Raw genomic sequence first — 16,366 nt, 5'->3', positions numbered from 1 at the left:
ACCCATAACTTGAGACAGCACAGAAAGCTGCGCTCGAAAGTTAAAGTAATTTGTTAAGAGTAAGAATTTTTCGGTATTACAAAAGCGCTTCTGCTGTTGATTGAAGCGAGGTGGGAAATGGCTATTACTGCGTTTGCCGCTGCCGGTTTTCCAGCGCAGGCCTGCTGATAATAAACAGCCCTGTCGCTTTTAATTCAAGCAGGGAAAAGAAAAAGGTGGAGAGTCGATCTGTAAGCCGGGTTCTGTCTTGAACAGTCATTCGTCTACGATGGCCATCACTGGACATCTTTAGCAACCTACCCGGTCCCAGCGCGGGCCACGCCTTGGGACCCTATTTGGTCTTGCTCCAAGTGGGGTTTACCTAGCCACGAACTGTTGCCAGACGTGCGGTGCGCTCTTACCGCACCTTTTCACCCTTACCGGCGCCGAAGCGCTTAGGCGGTTATTTTCTGTGGCACTTTCCGTAGGCTCACGCCTCCCAGGCGTTACCTGGCACTTCGCCCTATGGAGCCCGGACTTTCCTCCCCCCTCTAATTTTCATAGAGGGCAGCGACTGTCCGATCGACTCTCCGCCGCGCAGGTTAACGGCAGAGCGGCCGAAGAACAAGCGCTAATAGCCGCAAGACCGGTCTGCGCGACGGGTTACGCACCCTTCTGTTTATCCAGCGCGACCTGATAAAGCACGTTTTTGCGCTCACCGGTGATTTGCGCCGCCAGCGCGGCGGCACGCTTGAGCGGCATCTCTTCGAGCAGCAGGTCGAGAATGCGCATCGCCTCGCTGCTGACCGCATCCTCCGACGCAGGCGCCGTCCAGCCAGCGACCAGCACCACACATTCGCCACGCTGCTGATTGCTGTCAGCTTCGACAAACCCGCGCAACTCGGCCAGCGGCAAGCCCTTGAGGGTTTCGAAGGTCTTGGTCAGCTCACGGGCGAGCAGCGCCGGACGATCAGCGCCAAACACTTCTTCCATATCCTGCAGGCACTCGAGGATGCGGTGTGGCGCTTCGTAGAAAATCAACGTACGCGGCTCTTCCTTGATCGCCTCCAGCCGCGCCTTGCGCCCCACAGCCTTGGCCGGCAGGAAGCCTTCGAAGATGAACCGATCGGATGGAAGGCCCGCCGCCGACAGCGCCGCGATCAACGCACACGCACCCGGCACCGGCACGACATTGATCCCCGCCGCGCGTGCCTGACGCACCAGGTGATAACCCGGATCGGAAATCAGCGGCGTGCCGGCATCGGAAATCAGCGCCACATCGTCCCCCGCCAGCAGGCGAGTAATGAAGCGACTGCCCTCATCGCGCTCGTTGTGCTCATGACAGGCCGCCAGCGGCGTGGCGATGCCGAAGTGTTGCATAAGGCGCTGGGAGTGGCGGGTGTCCTCGGCGGCGATCAGCGACACTTCACGCAGGATTTTCAACGCCCGGGCGCTGATGTCGTCCAGGTTGCCGATGGGCGTCGCCACCACATAAAGCGAGCCAGCAGCGGAATTCAAAGCACCTGGAGCAGTCAAAGCGCACACCTCATGGTCGGTAAAAGCCGCCATTGTAGCGCGTCACAAGCCTTGCGACGTGTCGGAGGCCGTCGCGGTTTTGCGCAGGGTTGTGCGGCGCCGCAACATTTGCTTCAGCTAAATTGACGGATTCACGCCAGTAACATCGCACCCCGGCCAGCGCTTGGGTACAATTCGACGCTAATTTGATCGAGTATCAGGAACACTTACATGATCGCTTGCTTGCGGCTGTTCACTGCCCTCTGCCTCGCTGCCCTGTTGGCGGCCTGCGCCAGCTCTCCTTCCTCCAGCCTTGGCGAACTTCCACGGACTCCGGATGCCAGCATCGAGCAACTGCTCGAACAGGCCGCCCAGAGCAAGACCCCGGACAAGGCCGCTCTGTTACGCCTGAGCGCGGCGGATCTGGCTTACCGTCAGGGCAATGCCGGGCAGTCCGCGCAGATCCTGCAACAAGTGCCGATGGATCAGCTCAAGCCGGGTCAGCAGGCCTTCGCCAGCACCCTCTCCGCCGAGCTGGCCATGACCCGCAATCAGCCGAAAGCCGCCCTGGCCGCGCTGAATCACCCAAGCCTGCAAAACCTCAGTGAAATGTCTGGCGGGCTGCAAGTGCGTACTGGCCTGGTGCGCGCCCGCGCCCTCGAAGCCGACGGCCAGACCCTGGCCGCCGCCCGCGAGCGTGTCTTCATCGCGCCGATGCTGGAAGGCGAAGCCGCAAGCAAGAACCACGAAGCGATCTGGACCCTGATCGCCTCGCTGCCGACCGACCAACTGCAACCGAACAACACCGACGATCTGGGTGGCTGGATGAGCCTCGCCCTGGCGGTAAAAACCGCCGGCACCCTGGAGCAGCAGCAAGCCGCCATCGACACCTGGCGCTCGCAGCACCCTAAACACCCGGCCGCGATCAACCTGCCGCTGCCACTGACCAAACTCAAGGAACTGGCGAGCCAACCCCTGAGCAAGATCGCCCTGCTGCTGCCACAGGACGGCCAACTGGCCTCGGTCGGCAAAGCACTGCGCGAAGGCTTCATGGCCGCCCACTACCAGGCACAACAGGCCGGCCAGAAGCCGCCAGCCATTGTGTTCTATGACAGCTCGAAACTGAGCAACCTCGACGAGTTCTACCGCAAGGCGCAGGCCGATGGCGTGCAACTGGTCGTTGGCCCGCTGGAAAAACCGCTGGTCAAGCAACTGAGCACTCGCCCGCAACTGCCGATCACCACCCTGGCGCTGAACTACAGCGAAGGCGAGCAAGGCCCGGCGCAGCTGTTCCAGTTCGGTCTGGCGGCGGAAGACGAAGCCCGTGAAGTGTCCCGTCGCGCCCGCGCCGATGGCCTGCACCGCGCCGCGATCATGGTGCCGAAAGGCGAATGGGGCGATCGTGTCCTGCGGGCGTTCAGCCAGGACTGGCAAGCCAACGGCGGCAGCATCGTTGCCACCGAACGGGTCGATCAGCCGGTGCAACTGGCCCAGCAGATCGCCGACATGTTCCAGCTGCGCCAGAGCGAAGCCCGCGCCAAGAGCCTGCAGAATGCCGCCGGCACCAACGTCGCCGCGCAGCCTTCGCGCCGCCAGGACATCGAATTCATCTTCCTCGCCGCGACGCCGCAACAGGCCCAGCAGATCAAGCCGACCCTGAACTTCCAGTACGCGGGCGACGTTCCGGTTTACGCGACGTCCCATGTGTTCAGTGCCAGCGGCGACGTCAACCAGTACAACGACATGAACGGCGTGCGCTTCTGCGAAACCCCGTGGCTGCTGGAAACCAGCGACCCACTGCGCCAGCAAGTCACCGCGCAATGGCCGCAAGCCGCCGGCAGCCTTGGCCGCCTGTACGCGATGGGTGTGGACGCCTATCGCCTGGCACCACGCCTGTCTCAACTCAAGGCGTTGCCGGACAGCCGCGTCGAAGGCCAGTCGGGCAGCCTCGGCATGACGCAGACCCAGCGCGTCGTACGTCAGCTGCCGTGGGCACAGTTCGTCAACGGTCAGGTTCAGCGCCTGCCGGATACCCCGCGCTGATGCCCGACAGCTCGCACCTGCAAAGCGGCAAGGATGCCGAGCGCCAGGCGCTCGAGCATCTGCAACACCAGGGTCTGCGCCTGCTGGCGCAGAACTGGACCTGCAGACGCGGTGAGCTGGATCTGGTCATGCTTGATGGCGATACAGTAGTATTCGTCGAAGTTCGTTACCGCAAGAACACTCAATGGGGTGGCGCGCTCGATAGCATCGATGGGCGCAAACGGCAGAAACTGATTTTCGCCGCACAGTATTTTCTTCAGCGCGAATCGCGTTGGGCCAATTCCCCCTGCCGCTTCGACGTGGTGGCTATCGACAGTCACCAGGATCAGTTGAACTGGTTGCAGAATGCTTTCGACAGTTGATCGCCTGCACCGACCCGGACATATTCACCCAACACTTTTGCTCTTTGCGTTGCGGGCTGCACATTCATGTGCCGGACAGCCGCGCTAATTAAGGTCACACAGATGGACATGCAATCCCGAATTCGCCAGCTCTTCCAGGCCAGCATCGACACCAAGCAACAGGCGATGGACGTACTTGCACCGCACATCGAGCAAGCCAGCCAAGTGATGGTCAACGCCCTGCTGAACGAAGGGAAAATGCTTTCGTGCGGCAACGGTGGCTCTGCCGGCGACGCCCAGCATTTCTCCTCCGAACTGCTCAACCGCTTCGAACGCGAGCGTCCGAGCCTGCCGGCCATCGCCCTGACCACCGACAGTTCGACGATCACCTCGATCGCCAACGACTACAGCTACAACGAAGTGTTCTCCAAGCAGATCCGCGCCCTCGGCCAGCCGGGCGACGTTTTGCTGGCCATTTCGACCAGCGGTAACTCGGCGAACATTATTCAGGCGATCCAGGCCGCACATGATCGCGAAATGATTGTCGTAGCATTGACCGGACGCGACGGCGGCGGCATGGCCTCGCTGCTGCTGCCCGAAGACGTCGAGATTCGCGTTCCGGCCAACGTCACCGCACGTATTCAGGAAGTCCACTTGCTGGCGATCCATTGCCTTTGCGATCTGATCGACAGCCAACTGTTCGGGAGTGAAGAATGACCCCTAATCGCCTTGGTCTTCTGGCCTTGACCCTTTGCCTCGGCATCAGCGGCTGCACGTCGGTGGTGAATGCCAGCCGCGAAGCGCCGATCGAAGACGACCGTGGCACCCGCACCTTCGGCAGCAAGATCGATGACTCACTGATCGAAACCAAAGTCGGTGTCAACGTGGCCAAAGCCGACCCAGGCCTGGACAACGACTCGCACATCGTCGTCACCAGCTTCAACGGCGTGGTGCTGCTGGCCGGTCAGACCCCGCGTGCAGACCTCAAGGAAAAGGCCGAACAGGCTGCCGCCAACGTGCAACGCGTGAAGAAGGTGCATAACGAACTGCAAGTGATCGCACCTTCGAGCTTCCTCGCCCGCCAGAACGACTCGTGGCTGACGACCAAGATCAAAACCCAGATGCTGACTGACGCCAGCATTCCAGGCTCACGCATCAAGGTCGTGACCGAGAACGGCATCGTCTATCTGCTCGGTCTGCTGACCAAGCAGGAAGCCCAACAGGCGACCAATCTGGTGCAGGGCGTTTCCGGCGTGCAGAAGATTGTGAAGCTGTTCGAGTACATCGACTGAGCACTGCCCGCCCAATAAAAAAGGCGATCCGCAAGGATCGCCTTTTTTGTTACTTCACCACTTTCAGGCTTGGCCGGCCGCTTGGGCGCGGCGGCTCACTGTCCGGTGGTGGCAGGTCATCATCGGACTCGATGTCGTCTTCGTCATCCATCGGCGACTCGAGATCGAAGACCATGCCCTGACCGTTTTCCCGGGCGTAGATACCCAGAATCGCGGCAATCGGCACGTACAGGCTGTGCGGGACACCACCGAAGCGACCTTCGAAAGTCACGACGTCGTTGTCCATGTGCAAATGGCGCACGGCACTGGGCGAAATGTTCAGGACAATCTGTCCGTCACTGGCGAAACCCTGCGGCACCTGTACCGCCGGGTATTCGGAATTGACCAGCATGTGCGGGGTGCAATCGTTATCCACAATCCACTCGTAGAGCGCGCGGACCAGATAAGGTCGACTGGAGTTCATAGCGGCTCCTTAAGCCTTAGCGCATGTCGCGTTCGACACCAGACAGACTCGCCTGGAAAGCCTCACGCGCAAACTGACGCTCCATGTAATCAAGCAGCGGCTTGGCGGGCCGCGGCAGTTCTATACCCAGAATCGGCAAACGCCAGAGTATTGGCAATAGGCAGCAATCCACCAGGCTTTGTTCCTCACTGAGGAAAAACGGCTTGTCGGCAAACAGCGGCGACACGCCTGTCAGGCTTTCGCGCAATTCCTTGCGCGCCACGGCACGGGCCGCGTCCTTGGTCTTGGGATCCAGAATCAAGTCCACCAGACCACACCAGTCGCGCTGGATACGGTGTATCAGCAGACGGCTGTTGGCACGCGCCACCGGATAGACCGGCATCAACGGCGGATGCGGGTAACGCTCATCCAGATACTCCATCACCACGGTCGACTCCCACAGCGCCAGGTCGCGATCGACCAGGGTGGGCAGACTTCCGTAAGGGTTCACCTCAATCAGTTTAGGCGGCTGACGACCAGCCTCCACAAAAATGATCTCGGCGCTGACACCCTTCTCTGCAAGCACGATGCGTACTCGGTGGGAATAGTGGTCGGCGGGGTCGGAGTAACAGGCCAACCGATTGGTCACGCCCATGGCGATCCTCCTCGCTTGTTGAAATTGTCGGAGCCGGAAAAACGCGCGCGCCCAGAGGGCGTCTCCTGCAGGACCCGACTGACCAGGTCCTGCGTTTACGGAGACGCCCTTGGGCGCGCGCGATTAAAACAGCAATTGCTTGAAGCGTATCAGTGCACGTCTTTCCAGTATTCACGCTTGAGCAGGTAGGCGAACACAAAGAAGAACGCCAGGTACAGCAAGACGTAAGTACCGATGCGCTGATGTTGCAGCTTAACCGGGTTAGCCGAGTAAGCCAGGAAGGTTACCAGATTCTTGACCTTCTCATCGAACTGCTCTTCGTTGAGCGTCCCGGATTTCGGCACGATGGTCAGTTGATCGCACGCTTCATGAGTCAGAGGCGTACCGGTCAGCGGATCATATTGCTTCTTGCCGTCTTCGACGATCTGCACCTGTTTGCAACCCACGACCTGACGACCTTGCAGGCCGACCAGCACGTTAGGCATGCCGACGTTCGGAAAGACCTTGTTGTTCACGCCCCATGGACGCGCAGGATCTTCATAGAACGAACGCAGGTAACCGTAAAGCCAGTCAGTGCCACGCACGCGAGCCACCAGGGTCAGGTCCGGTGGCGCGGCGCCGAACCAGGTCTTGGCATCGGCCGGTTGCATGCCGATATTCATGTGGTCGCCAATCTTGGCACCGGTGAAGACCAGTTTTTCCAGCATCATTTCATGAGGAACGCCCAGATCATCGGCGACCCGCTCGTAACGCTGGAACTTGGCGCTGTGGCAGCCCATGCAGTAGTTGGCGAACGTGCGTGCGCCATCCTGAAGGGCAGCTTTGTCGGAAACATCGATATCGACTTTTTCCAGTTCCGGACCACCGTGTTCAGCCGCAAAGGACAGGACAGGCAACGCAGCAAAAATCAGTGCAAAAAATAACTTTTTCATCAGCCAGTCACCCTTTCCGGAACCGGTTTGGTCTTCTCAAGCCTGGTGTAGAAAGGCATCAGAATGAAGTAGGCGAAATACAGGAAGGTGCAAATCTGCGATACCAGCGTACGCTCCGGCGTCGGCGCCAGAACGCCCAGGATGCCGAGGATCACGAAGGAAATGCAGAACACCACCAGCCAGATCTTGCTCATCCAGCCCTTGTAGCGCATCGACTTGACCGGGCTGCGATCCAGCCATGGCAGGACGAACAGCACCGCAATCGCCGCGCCCATGGCGATGACGCCCATGAGTTTGTCCGGAACCGCACGCAAGATCGCGTAGAACGGCGTGAAGTACCAGACCGGAGCAATGTGCTCAGGCGTCTTGAACGGGTTGGCCTGTTCGAAGTTCGGTTTTTCGAGGAAATAACCGCCCATTTCCGGGAAGAAGAACACGATGAAACAGAAGATGAACAAGAACACCACCACGCCGACGATGTCTTTCACGGTGTAGTACGGGTGGAAGGCAATGCCGTCCAGCGGTACGCCGTTTTCGTCTTTGTGTTTCTTGATGTCCACGCCGTCCGGGTTGTTCGAACCGACTTCGTGCAGCGCCAGGATGTGCAGCACCACCAGACCGAGAATGACGATCGGCAGGGCAACCACGTGCAAGGCGAAGAAGCGGTTCAGGGTGATCCCGGAAATCAGATAGTCACCACGGATCCACTGGGTCAGGTCGTTGCCGATCACCGGAATGGCGCCGAACAGCGAGATGATGACCTGGGCACCCCAGTAGGACATCTGGCCCCATGGCAGCAGATAACCCATGAAGGCTTCGGCCATCAGCGCCAGGTAGATCAGCATGCCGAACACCCACACCAGCTCGCGGGGCTTCTGGTACGAACCGTAGAGCAGGCCACGGAACATGTGCAGATAGACCACGATGAAGAACGCCGAGGCGCCAGTGGAGTGCAAAAGACGCAGGATCGAGCCGTACTCGACGTCGCGCATGATGTATTCGACGGAAGCGAACGCCTCTTCTGCCGACGGGGTGTAGCTCATGGTCAGCCAGACACCGGTGACGATCTGGTTGACCAGAACGAGCAGCGCCAGGGAACCGAAGAAGTAGAAGAAGTTGAAGTTTTTTGGCGCGTAATACTTGCTGAGATGGTCTTCCCACATTTTGGTGGCGGGGAAGCGTGCATCAACCCAATCCATGAACTTGCTCATCACGCTTTCTCCGTATCGACGCCAATGACAATCAGCTCATCGGTCTCATAGGAATGCGGGGGTACTGGCAGGTTCAAAGGCGCAGGTTGCGACTTGTAGACGCGGCCAGCCAGATCGTAGTGGGAACCGTGGCAAGGGCAGAAATAGCCGCCTACCCAGTCTTTGCCCAGATCCGCGGGTGCCACTTCGGGACGGAAGGTCGGAGAGCAACCCAAGTGTGTGCAGATCCCGATCAGCAGCAGGATTTCCGGCTTGATCGAACGCACTTCAGGGTCGACATAGGTGGGTTGCGTGGAGTTTTTGGAGGTTGGATCGGAGAGCTGGCCCTCGATCTTCTTGAGATTCCCCAGGATTTCCGGAGTACGGCGGACAATGAACACCGGCTGGCCGCGCCACTCAGCAATCATCTGCTGTCCCGGCTCGATTTTGCTGACATTCACCTTCACCGGCGCACCGGCGGCTTTCGCCTTGGCACTTGGAACCCATGACCCCACGAACGGTATCGCAGCCCCCACCGCTCCAGCAGCACCCACCACGGATGTGGCTGCTACCAAGAAGCGACGCCGGCCTGCATTCACGCCGTCATTGCTCATTCAGTCCTCTCCCATCAGCTTTGTGGCCTGTTAAATCAGGCATCTACTAAATAAAACTATGTACTTATAAAAATTTTGCCGAATGGTAATGAAAACCCCCAATTCTGACAAGGGAATTACCGGAAGCCCAGGCCCCCAAGCCTTGTAGTATAGGGGGTCTACGAATGTGGCAAGTTGTCACAGCGCAATTCTTTGATAAATCGCACGCATAAAAAAACGCCCGATTCCGTGAGGAATCGGGCGTTCTTTTTGAACGTGGAAGCGGAATTAACGCTTCGAGTACTGCGGACGCTTACGCGCTTTACGCAGACCAACTTTCTTACGTTCAACTTCACGGGCGTCGCGAGTAACGAAGCCAGCTTTGCGCAGAGCGCTACGCAGGGTTTCGTCGTAGTCCATCAGGGCACGAGTGATGCCGTGACGGATTGCGCCAGCCTGACCGCTCACACCACCGCCGATAACGGTAACGTAGATGTCGAATTTCTCGACGGTCTGGGTCAGTTCCAGCGGCTGACGAACTACCATGCGGGCAGTTTCGCGACCGAAGAACGTGTCCAGAGTGCGGTTGTTGATGGAGATTTTACCGGTACCTGGACGCAGGAAAACGCGTGCGGTTGCGGTCTTGCGACGGCCAGTGCCGTAATTTTGAGTCGCCGACATAATGAACTATTCCGTTAAATCTTCAGTTCTTGGGGCTGCTGAGCAGTATGAGGGTGAGCAGCGCCCGCATAGACTTTCAGCTTACGGTACATGTCGCGACCCAGCGGGTTCTTAGGCAGCATGCCTTTAACCGCGGTCTCGATCACGCGCTCAGGGGCTTTGGCGATCAGCTTTTCGAAGTTGATCGACTTGATGCCGCCCGGGAAACCGGAGTGGGAGTAGTACATTTTGTCGCTGGTTTTAGCGCCGGTTACACGGATTTGCTCGGCGTTGATTACGACGATGTAGTCGCCGGTGTCAACGTGAGGAGTGTACTCAGGCTTGTGCTTGCCACGCAGGCGGCTCGCGATTTCGGTGGCCAGACGACCCAGGGTCTGACCAGCAGCGTCGACGACAAACCAGTCGCGCTTTACTGTTTCCGGTTTAGCAGTAAAAGTTTTCATTCTTTATAGCCTCAGGGGCCGCCTGTAAATAAGACGGCGGATCTTACTGAATAGTGCGTACTTTGACAAGTCAAAGGCAGCCGGATACAGACGCTTTCGGGGGCTCGGGTCGGCGCGTCCGTTCAACGGCAAGATTCTTCGGCGGCGGCGCATCACTTCCACTGCAGAAAGAGGTCGGCAATTATGCAGATTGCGAAAAAATTTTCAACCTGCTTTTATGATTGTTTTGCCCAAGGAGCACCCGATGGACTATCGCCAGCTAGGCCGTACCGACCTGAACGTGAGTGCAATCTGCCTCGGCACCATGACCTGGGGCGAGCAAAACACCGAAGCTGAAGCCTTCGCCCAGATCGAGCGGGCCAAAGAAGCCGGGATCAATTTCATCGACACCGCCGAGATGTACCCGGTGCCGCCAAAGGCCGACACCTACGCCACTACCGAGCGCTACATCGGCAACTACTTCAAGAGTCGCGGCGATCGTGCCGACTGGATCCTGGCGAGCAAGATCGCCGGCCCCGGCAACACCATCGACTACATCCGCGACAAAAACCTGCGCCACAACCGCCAGCACATCACCGAGGCGGTGGACGCCAGCCTCAAGCGCCTGCAGACCGACTACATCGACCTCTACCAGTTGCACTGGCCGGAGCGCAGCACCAACTTCTTCGGCCAGCTCGGCTACAAGCACAGGATCGAGGCCAACCTCACCCCGCTCGAAGACACCCTCCAAGCGCTGGATGAACAGGTGCGCGCCGGCAAGATCCGTCACATCGGCCTGTCCAACGAAACCCCGTGGGGCACCATGCGCTTCCTGGCCCTGGCCGAAGCCCGTGGCTGGCCGCGCGCGGTGTCGATCCAGAACCCGTACAGCCTGCTCAACCGCAGCTTCGAGGTGGGCCTGGCGGAAATCGCCATCCGCGAACAGTGCGGCCTGCTCGCCTATTCGCCCCTGGCGTTCGGCTTCCTCTCGGGCAAGTACGAAGGTGGCGCCCGCCCGCCGAAAGGGCGCCTGAGCCTCTACAGCCGCTTCAGTCGCTACTTCAACCCGCAATCGGAAGCGGCGTGCAGCCGTTACGTGGCACTGGCCCGGGAACACGGTCTGGACCCGGCGCAAATGGCCCTGGCCTTCGTCACCCAGCAACCGTTCGTCACCAGCAACATCATTGGCGCAACCACCCTGGAGCAACTGGACAGCAACATCGCCAGTTTCGACCTGAAGCTGTCGGATGAGGTGCTGGCGGGGATCGAGGCGATTCACAAGGATCACCCGAACCCGGCGCCTTGATCGGCCGGTAAACCACCTTCGCAAGCGAGCCCGCTGCCATGGGGTCACTCTGGACTCCGTGGCAGCGGGTTTGCGCCAAAGCCACTGCAAAACTCAAAGCGAGCGCGCAATGATCTCCTTCATGATTTCATTGGTGCCGGCATAGATCCGCTGCACCCGCGCATCCGCCCACGCCCGGGCCACCGGGTACTCCCACATGAACCCGTAGCCGCCGTGCAGTTGCACGCATTCGTCGAGCACCTTGCATTGCAGATCGGTGCCCCAGTATTTGGCCATTGCCGCCGTCGGCACGTCGAGCTTGCCTTGCAGGTGCAGCTCCAGGCAGCGATCGACGAAGACCCGGCCGATCTGAATCTCGGTCGCCATCTCCGCCAGTTTGAAACGGGTGTTCTGGAAGTCGGCGATTGCCTTGCCGAACGCCTTGCGGTCACGGGTGTAATCCAGCGTCCATTGCAGCGCCGCCTCGGCCGAAGCCAGACCGCCAATCGCTACGGTCAGGCGCTCCTGCGGCAGCTCCTGCATCAAGTACGCAAAGCCCATTCCAGCCTGCCCCAGCAGGTTTTCCTTTGGCACGCGCACATCCTGGAAGAACAATTCCGACGTGTCCTGGGCCTTCATTCCGACCTTCTCCAGGCGCTTGCCCTTGTCGAAGCCCGGCGTATTCGCCTCCACCAGAAACAGGCTGGTGCCTTTCGCCCCGGCCTTCGGATCAGTCTTGGCGACAACGATCACCAGGTCGGCCAGGTAGCCGTTGGTGATGAAGGTCTTCGAGCCATTGATCACGTATTCGTCGCCGTCCAGCACCGCCGTGGTCTTGACCCCTTGCAGGTCGGAACCGGCACCCGGCTCGGTCATCGCGATGGCCGTGACCATCTCGCCACTGACCAGTTTCGGCAAGTATTTGTGTTTCAGCGTCTCGCTGCCGTAATGCAGGATGTACGGCGCGACGATGTCCGAATGCAGGGAGAAACCGATACCGGTCAGACCGAGACGACCGACCTCCTCGATCACCACCGCACTGTAGAGAAAATCCGCCCCCAGACCGCCGTACTCCTCTGGCAGGTGCGAGCAGAGCATCCCCGCCTCCCCCGCCTTGTTCCACAGTTTGCGGTCGATGTAGCCCTGTTTTTCCCATTGCCCATGGAACGGCACCGCCTCCTTTTCGAGGAATGTTCGGACGCTGTCGCGGAACAATTCGTGCTCAGGGCTGAACAAGGTTCTGGGAATCATGCGGCACCTTTTCTTTATTGTTGGACGGATCAGACCTTCAGAGACTATGCCTTGCTTCCGATACAGGACACTGGACACACCCGACAAAAAATAAGACGATCCAGCCGTCTGGTGACCACTTTCCCTTATAAAAACAAAAGTTGAATTATGTCCAAGCAAGTCTCCACGCCCTTGCGGCGCGTCAGCATCCTGGCAATCGACCGGGTTTTCGCATCCACCCTCATGCAAGCCAAGGATTTCTTCCATCTGGCCAGCCTGCGTTACGGCAAACAACTGGGCCACGGCCTGACTCCGGCGTTCGAAACACGCCTGGTCAGCCCCGACGGCAAACCGGTGAACAGCTTCAGTGACGTGGTCATGCCGGTGGACGGCGGCCTGGAAAACGCCGACGTGATCATCCTCCCGGCCTTCTGGGATGACTTCGATACGCTGTGCAAACGTTATCCACAGATCCTGCCCTGGCTGCGCGAGCAACATGCCCGTGGCGCCGTGCTGTGCGGCGAAGCCACCGGCGTGTTCTGGCTGGCCGAGGCCGGCCTGCTCAATGGCAAGGAAGCGACCACCTACTGGCGTTTCTTCAATGCATTCGCCGAGCGTTTCCCACGGGTACAACTCAATCAGGACAAGCATCTGACCGATGCCGACAACCTGTATTGCGCTGGCGGCACCACCTCGGCCTGCGACCTGTACATCTACCTGATCGAACGCTTCTGCGGCGCCAACGTGGCGCAAGCCGTGGCCCGCGACATTCTCTATGAAGTGCAGCGCAGCTACTCGCCGGGACGCATCGGTTTTGGCGGGCAGAAGCTGCACCAGGACGTGATCATTCTGCAGATCCAGCATTGGCTCGAAGAGCACTTCGCCGACAAGTTCCGCTTCGAAGACGTGGCGCGCGAGCATGGAATGAGCATCCGCAACTTCATGCGCCGCTTCCAGACCGCCACCGGCGACAAGCCGCTGCACTACCTGCAGCGGCTGCGCATCGAAACCGCGAAGGGCCTGCTGTCTGGCAGCCGCAAGAGCATCAAGACCATCAGCTATGAAGTCGGTTACGACGACGCCAGCTTCTTCGCGCGATTGTTCCGCCAACACACCGAACTGTCGCCGAACCAGTATCGGCAGCAGTTTCAGCAGGCTGCCTGACCCCCGCCCATAAAAAAGGGCCTGCATGTGCAGGCCCTTTTTTCATTTCACGAATCGTCTCAAGGCTTGTGCGCCCGAGACAGGAATTCATGGGATTGCATTTCCAGCAGGCGGCTCAGCGTGCGCTGAAACTCGAACGTCAGGCGTCCGCCGGTGTACAAGTCTTTCAACTCGACTTCGGCAGAAATGATCAGTTTGACGTTGCGGTCGTAGAACTCGTCGACCATGTTGATGAAGCGCCGGGCGATGTCGTCGGTGGCGACGCTCATCTGCTCGACGCCGCTGAGCAGCACGGCGTGAAAGATCTTGCCCAGTTCGATGTAGTCGTTCTGGCTGCGCGGGCCGTCGCACAGTTCGCGGAAGTCGAACCAGGCCACGTCGTCGCAAGTGCGCAAGGCGCGGATTTCGCGGTTTTCGACGATCAGCACGTCATTTTCGACGGCGGCGGTGCATTCAGGCGTCAGCGCGCGGAAGCTCTTGCGCAGGCTTTCGTGGGCCGCTTCGTCGAGTGGATAGTGGAACAGCTCTGCTTGTTCGAGGTGACGCAGGCGATAGTCGACGCCGCTGTCGACGTTGACGATCTCGGTGTTCTGCTTGATCAGCGCGATGGCCGGCAGGAAGCGCGCGCGTTGCAGGCCGTCCTTGTACAAGCCGTCCGGCACGATGTTCGAAGTCGCGACCAGGGTCACGCCGTTCTTGAACAGTTCTTCCATCAGCGTGCCGAGGATCATGGCGTCGGTGATGTCGGATACGAAGAATTCATCGAAGCAGATGACTCGCGACTCGGTCGCAAAGCGCTTGGCGATGATGGTCAGCGGGTTTTTCTCGCCACCCAGGGTTTTCATTTCTTCGTGTACGCGCTTCATGAAGCGGTGGAAGTGCGTGCGCGTCTTTTCCTTGAACGGCAACGCTTCGAAGAACGTGTCCACCAGGTAAGTCTTGCCGCGACCGACGCCGCCCCAGAAGTACAGCCCCTTGACCGGCGTCTGATCCTTTTTGCCAAACAGCTTGCCCAGCAAACCCGGCTTGTTCTGCTCGGCCGCGATCAGATCGTCGTACAGCCGCTGCAAATGACGCACAGCAGTTTCCTGCGCGGCGTCATGGAAGAAGTCCGGGCGTTTCAGATCAGCTTGATATCGTTCTAGGGGCGTCATAATTCGTTAGCAAGGCAACAAAAACGGGCCGTCACTGTAGCGATGGCCCGTGGGAATGGCAATCGGCCCTTGGTCGGGCCGAACCGTTGATTATTCCTGAACCGGTGTCAGAGCGATCCGCAAAGCCTCGATCGCCGCATCGCGCGCCGCGCTGTCAGCGAACGCCGGGCTGTCGCCGACGCATTCGCCTTCCAGCCAGATGCCGAAGCTCAGGTCTTCGCTGCGTACATCCAGTGGCTGGCCGGACTGCAGTTGCTTGGTCACCTGGCCGGCAGCCTTGCCGTCAGCGAAGTTGCGCGACAGCAGCAGTTGCTCGCCATCGGCAGCCAGCAGGCGGAAACGGAAACTGCCGTCGTCTTCGCGGAAGCTGACGAAACGCGCGGCTTTCGCGGCTTTCTTCTTGGTGGTCGCGGCGACCTGCACCTGATTGACGAAAGAACGCAGGCCGACCGCTTCACGCAGCTCGTTGAGGAACGGCGTCGCCACCGCACGGGCCTTCTTGGCACCGTGTTGCAGGATGTCTTCCAGATCCGCCGGACGCTCGATCAACTGGTGATAACGCTCGCGGGACTCGCCCAGTTCGTTGTCAAGCAACTGGAACAGACGATTCTTCGCCTCACCCCAGCCCAGACCCTGCAACAGTTCGCTGCGGAATTCGTCGGCCTGCGCCGCAGTGGCGAACGCCTGGAACAGCGTGAACAGGTGCGAGTTGTCCGGATCCTTGGCTTCGCCCGGTGCGCGGGAGTCGGTGACGATCCGCGAGATCGCGTCCTTCATGTCCTTGGCACTGGAGAACAGCGGGATGGTGTTGTCGTAGCTCTTGGACATCTTGCGACCGTCGAGGCCTGGCAGCGTGGCAACGCTTTCCTCGATCAACGCCTCGGGCATGGTGAAGAACTCCTTGCCCTGGCCAAACAGGTGGTTGAAGCGCTGGCCGATGTCGCGGGCCATTTCCACGTGCTGGATCTGGTCACGACCGACCGGCACCTTGTGCGCGTTGAACATCAGGATGTCCGCCGCCATCAGCACCGGGTAGCTGTAGAGGCCCATGGTGATGCCGGCGTCCGGGTCTTCACCGGTTTCGACGTTCTTGTCCACCGAAGCCTTGTAGGCGTGGGCGCGGTTGAGCAGGCCCTTGGCGGCCACGCAGGTCAACAGCCAGGTCAGCTCGGGAATTTCCGGGATATCGGACTGACGGTAGAACGTCACGCGGTCGACATCCAGGCCACCGGCCAGCCAGGTCGCGGCGATTTCCAGACGCGAGCGCTGGATGCGCAGCGGGTCATCGCACTTGATCAGGGCGTGGTAGTCGGCCAGGAAGTAGAACGAATCGGCATTGCTGTCACGGCTGGCGACGATCGCCGGGCGGATGGCGCCGGCGTAGTTGCCCAGGTGCGGCGTGCCGGTGGTGGTGATGCCGGTGAGGATGCGGGTACGGTTCGTCATGG

17 protein-coding genes and 1 other RNA gene are annotated in these 16,366 nt (G+C 59.7%); 6 read left to right on the top strand and 12 right to left on the bottom strand.

Annotation, left to right across the window (positions count from 1 at the left end; all coding sequences use genetic code 11):
- Nucleotides 1-215: 215 nt before the first annotated feature.
- Together rnpB and rsmI are read right to left on the bottom strand one after the other, a co-directional pair.
- Nucleotides 216-569: RNase P RNA component class A (gene rnpB / locus KVQ74_RS24195), an RNA gene on the bottom strand.
- A gap of 73 nt (nt 570-642) precedes the next feature.
- Nucleotides 643-1,548: a 16S rRNA (cytidine(1402)-2'-O)-methyltransferase gene (gene rsmI / locus KVQ74_RS24190; protein ID WP_217833889.1), complete on the bottom strand. Its 906-nt coding sequence runs from the start codon at nt 1,546-1,548 to the stop codon at nt 643-645.
- 177 nt (nt 1,549-1,725) lie between these two features.
- On the opposite strand from rsmI, the gene KVQ74_RS24185 reads away from it, so the two are divergent.
- The 4 genes from KVQ74_RS24185 (at nt 1,726) to KVQ74_RS24170 (ending at nt 5,170) form a co-directional block, all read left to right on the top strand.
- Nucleotides 1,726-3,537 carry a penicillin-binding protein activator gene (locus tag KVQ74_RS24185; RefSeq protein WP_217833888.1) on the top strand — a complete coding sequence of 604 codons (1,812 nt, stop codon included), beginning with the start codon at nt 1,726-1,728 and terminating at the stop codon, nt 3,535-3,537.
- Nucleotides 3,537-3,899: a YraN family protein gene (locus KVQ74_RS24180; RefSeq protein ID WP_217833887.1), complete on the top strand. Its 363-nt coding sequence runs from the start codon at nt 3,537-3,539 to the stop codon at nt 3,897-3,899. Before KVQ74_RS24185 ends, KVQ74_RS24180 begins: the two co-directional genes overlap by 1 nt.
- Nucleotides 3,900-4,001: 102 nt before the next feature.
- A complete protein-coding gene (locus tag KVQ74_RS24175) occupies nt 4,002-4,595 on the top strand; it encodes a phosphoheptose isomerase (protein WP_007928463.1) in 594 nt (197 codons plus the stop codon).
- Nucleotides 4,592-5,170, top strand: coding sequence for a BON domain-containing protein (locus KVQ74_RS24170; protein WP_217833886.1), 579 nt, complete (start codon nt 4,592-4,594; stop codon nt 5,168-5,170). Before KVQ74_RS24175 ends, KVQ74_RS24170 begins: the two co-directional genes overlap by 4 nt.
- Nucleotides 5,171-5,219: 49 nt before the next feature.
- Here the strand turns inward: KVQ74_RS24170 and KVQ74_RS24165 are convergent, their stop codons facing one another.
- The 7 genes from KVQ74_RS24165 to rplM form a co-directional block, all read right to left on the bottom strand.
- Nucleotides 5,220-5,633, bottom strand: coding sequence for a ClpXP protease specificity-enhancing factor (locus tag KVQ74_RS24165; RefSeq protein WP_217833885.1), 414 nt, complete (start codon nt 5,631-5,633; stop codon nt 5,220-5,222).
- Nucleotides 5,634-5,649: 16 nt separating this feature from the next.
- Nucleotides 5,650-6,267, bottom strand: coding sequence for a glutathione S-transferase N-terminal domain-containing protein (locus KVQ74_RS24160; protein ID WP_217833884.1), 618 nt, complete (start codon nt 6,265-6,267; stop codon nt 5,650-5,652).
- Between the two features lie 149 nt (nt 6,268-6,416).
- Complete coding sequence (locus KVQ74_RS24155; protein ID WP_217833883.1) at nt 6,417-7,199, bottom strand: cytochrome c1; 783 nt, start codon at nt 7,197-7,199, stop codon at nt 6,417-6,419.
- Nucleotides 7,199-8,410: a cytochrome b gene (locus tag KVQ74_RS24150; protein ID WP_065261493.1), complete on the bottom strand. Its 1,212-nt coding sequence runs from the start codon at nt 8,408-8,410 to the stop codon at nt 7,199-7,201. Before KVQ74_RS24150 ends, KVQ74_RS24155 begins: the two co-directional genes overlap by 1 nt.
- On the bottom strand, nt 8,410-9,003 hold the full coding sequence (gene petA, locus KVQ74_RS24145; protein WP_217833882.1) for a ubiquinol-cytochrome c reductase iron-sulfur subunit: 594 nt from the start codon (nt 9,001-9,003) through the stop codon (nt 8,410-8,412). Before petA ends, KVQ74_RS24150 begins: the two co-directional genes overlap by 1 nt.
- A 267-nt stretch (nt 9,004-9,270) precedes the next feature.
- Complete coding sequence (gene rpsI, locus KVQ74_RS24140) at nt 9,271-9,663, bottom strand: 30S ribosomal protein S9 (protein ID WP_217833881.1); 393 nt, start codon at nt 9,661-9,663, stop codon at nt 9,271-9,273.
- A gap of 14 nt (nt 9,664-9,677) precedes the next feature.
- The gene (gene rplM, locus KVQ74_RS24135) at nt 9,678-10,106 is read right to left on the bottom strand and encodes a 50S ribosomal protein L13 (protein ID WP_110964818.1); all 429 of its coding nucleotides are present in this window, start codon (nt 10,104-10,106) and stop codon (nt 9,678-9,680) included.
- 244 nt (nt 10,107-10,350) lie between these two features.
- On the opposite strand from rplM, the gene KVQ74_RS24130 reads away from it, so the two are divergent.
- The gene (locus KVQ74_RS24130) at nt 10,351-11,391 is read left to right on the top strand and encodes an NADP(H)-dependent aldo-keto reductase (protein ID WP_217833880.1); all 1,041 of its coding nucleotides are present in this window, start codon (nt 10,351-10,353) and stop codon (nt 11,389-11,391) included.
- 93 nt (nt 11,392-11,484) lie between these two features.
- On the opposite strand, the gene KVQ74_RS24125 is transcribed toward KVQ74_RS24130, so the two are convergent.
- Nucleotides 11,485-12,621, bottom strand: a complete 1,137-nt coding sequence (locus KVQ74_RS24125; RefSeq protein ID WP_217833879.1) for an acyl-CoA dehydrogenase family protein — start codon at nt 12,619-12,621, stop codon at nt 11,485-11,487.
- Between the two features lie 246 nt (nt 12,622-12,867).
- Between KVQ74_RS24125 and KVQ74_RS24120 the strand changes: the two genes are divergently transcribed.
- Nucleotides 12,868-13,764, top strand: coding sequence for a GlxA family transcriptional regulator (locus KVQ74_RS24120; RefSeq protein WP_217833910.1), 897 nt, complete (start codon nt 12,868-12,870; stop codon nt 13,762-13,764).
- Nucleotides 13,765-13,823: 59 nt separating this feature from the next.
- Here KVQ74_RS24120 and zapE read toward each other — a convergent pair whose 3' ends face one another.
- Together zapE and KVQ74_RS24110 are read right to left on the bottom strand one after the other, a co-directional pair.
- Entirely contained in the window at nt 13,824-14,918 is a 1,095-nt protein-coding gene (gene zapE, locus KVQ74_RS24115) for a cell division protein ZapE (RefSeq protein WP_217833878.1), read from the bottom strand.
- Nucleotides 14,919-15,008: 90 nt separating this feature from the next.
- Nucleotides 15,009-16,364, bottom strand: coding sequence for a tryptophan--tRNA ligase (locus tag KVQ74_RS24110; RefSeq protein ID WP_217833877.1), 1,356 nt, complete (start codon nt 16,362-16,364; stop codon nt 15,009-15,011).
- Between the last annotated feature and the right edge of the window lie 2 nt (nt 16,365-16,366).

Source organism: Pseudomonas botevensis (genome assembly GCF_019145475.1).
In the GTDB taxonomy this organism is placed as follows: domain Bacteria; phylum Pseudomonadota; class Gammaproteobacteria; order Pseudomonadales; family Pseudomonadaceae; genus Aquipseudomonas; species Aquipseudomonas botevensis.
Note: the sequence above shows the minus strand (reverse complement) of the source record. Positions and strands in the feature narration are given on the sequence as shown.

What these genes read in the sequence shown, in the direction of transcription:
- rsmI (WP_217833889.1), bottom strand. Translation starts at nt 1,548, where the DNA reads ATGGCGGCTTTTACCGACCATGAGGTGTGCGCTTTGACTGCTCCAGGT.
- KVQ74_RS24185 (WP_217833888.1), top strand. Translation starts at nt 1,726, where the DNA reads ATGATCGCTTGCTTGCGGCTGTTCACTGCCCTCTGCCTCGCTGCCCTG.
- KVQ74_RS24180 (WP_217833887.1), top strand. Translation starts at nt 3,537, where the DNA reads ATGCCCGACAGCTCGCACCTGCAAAGCGGCAAGGATGCCGAGCGCCAG.
- KVQ74_RS24175 (WP_007928463.1), top strand. Translation starts at nt 4,002, where the DNA reads ATGGACATGCAATCCCGAATTCGCCAGCTCTTCCAGGCCAGCATCGAC.
- KVQ74_RS24170 (WP_217833886.1), top strand. Translation starts at nt 4,592, where the DNA reads ATGACCCCTAATCGCCTTGGTCTTCTGGCCTTGACCCTTTGCCTCGGC.
- KVQ74_RS24165 (WP_217833885.1), bottom strand. Translation starts at nt 5,633, where the DNA reads ATGAACTCCAGTCGACCTTATCTGGTCCGCGCGCTCTACGAGTGGATT.
- KVQ74_RS24160 (WP_217833884.1), bottom strand. Translation starts at nt 6,267, where the DNA reads ATGGGCGTGACCAATCGGTTGGCCTGTTACTCCGACCCCGCCGACCAC.
- KVQ74_RS24155 (WP_217833883.1), bottom strand. Translation starts at nt 7,199, where the DNA reads ATGAAAAAGTTATTTTTTGCACTGATTTTTGCTGCGTTGCCTGTCCTG.
- KVQ74_RS24150 (WP_065261493.1), bottom strand. Translation starts at nt 8,410, where the DNA reads ATGAGCAAGTTCATGGATTGGGTTGATGCACGCTTCCCCGCCACCAAA.
- petA (WP_217833882.1), bottom strand. Translation starts at nt 9,003, where the DNA reads ATGAGCAATGACGGCGTGAATGCAGGCCGGCGTCGCTTCTTGGTAGCA.
- rpsI (WP_217833881.1), bottom strand. Translation starts at nt 9,663, where the DNA reads ATGTCGGCGACTCAAAATTACGGCACTGGCCGTCGCAAGACCGCAACC.
- rplM (WP_110964818.1), bottom strand. Translation starts at nt 10,106, where the DNA reads ATGAAAACTTTTACTGCTAAACCGGAAACAGTAAAGCGCGACTGGTTT.
- KVQ74_RS24130 (WP_217833880.1), top strand. Translation starts at nt 10,351, where the DNA reads ATGGACTATCGCCAGCTAGGCCGTACCGACCTGAACGTGAGTGCAATC.
- KVQ74_RS24125 (WP_217833879.1), bottom strand. Translation starts at nt 12,621, where the DNA reads ATGATTCCCAGAACCTTGTTCAGCCCTGAGCACGAATTGTTCCGCGAC.
- zapE (WP_217833878.1), bottom strand. Translation starts at nt 14,918, where the DNA reads ATGACGCCCCTAGAACGATATCAAGCTGATCTGAAACGCCCGGACTTC.
- KVQ74_RS24110 (WP_217833877.1), bottom strand. Translation starts at nt 16,364, where the DNA reads ATGACGAACCGTACCCGCATCCTCACCGGCATCACCACCACCGGCACG.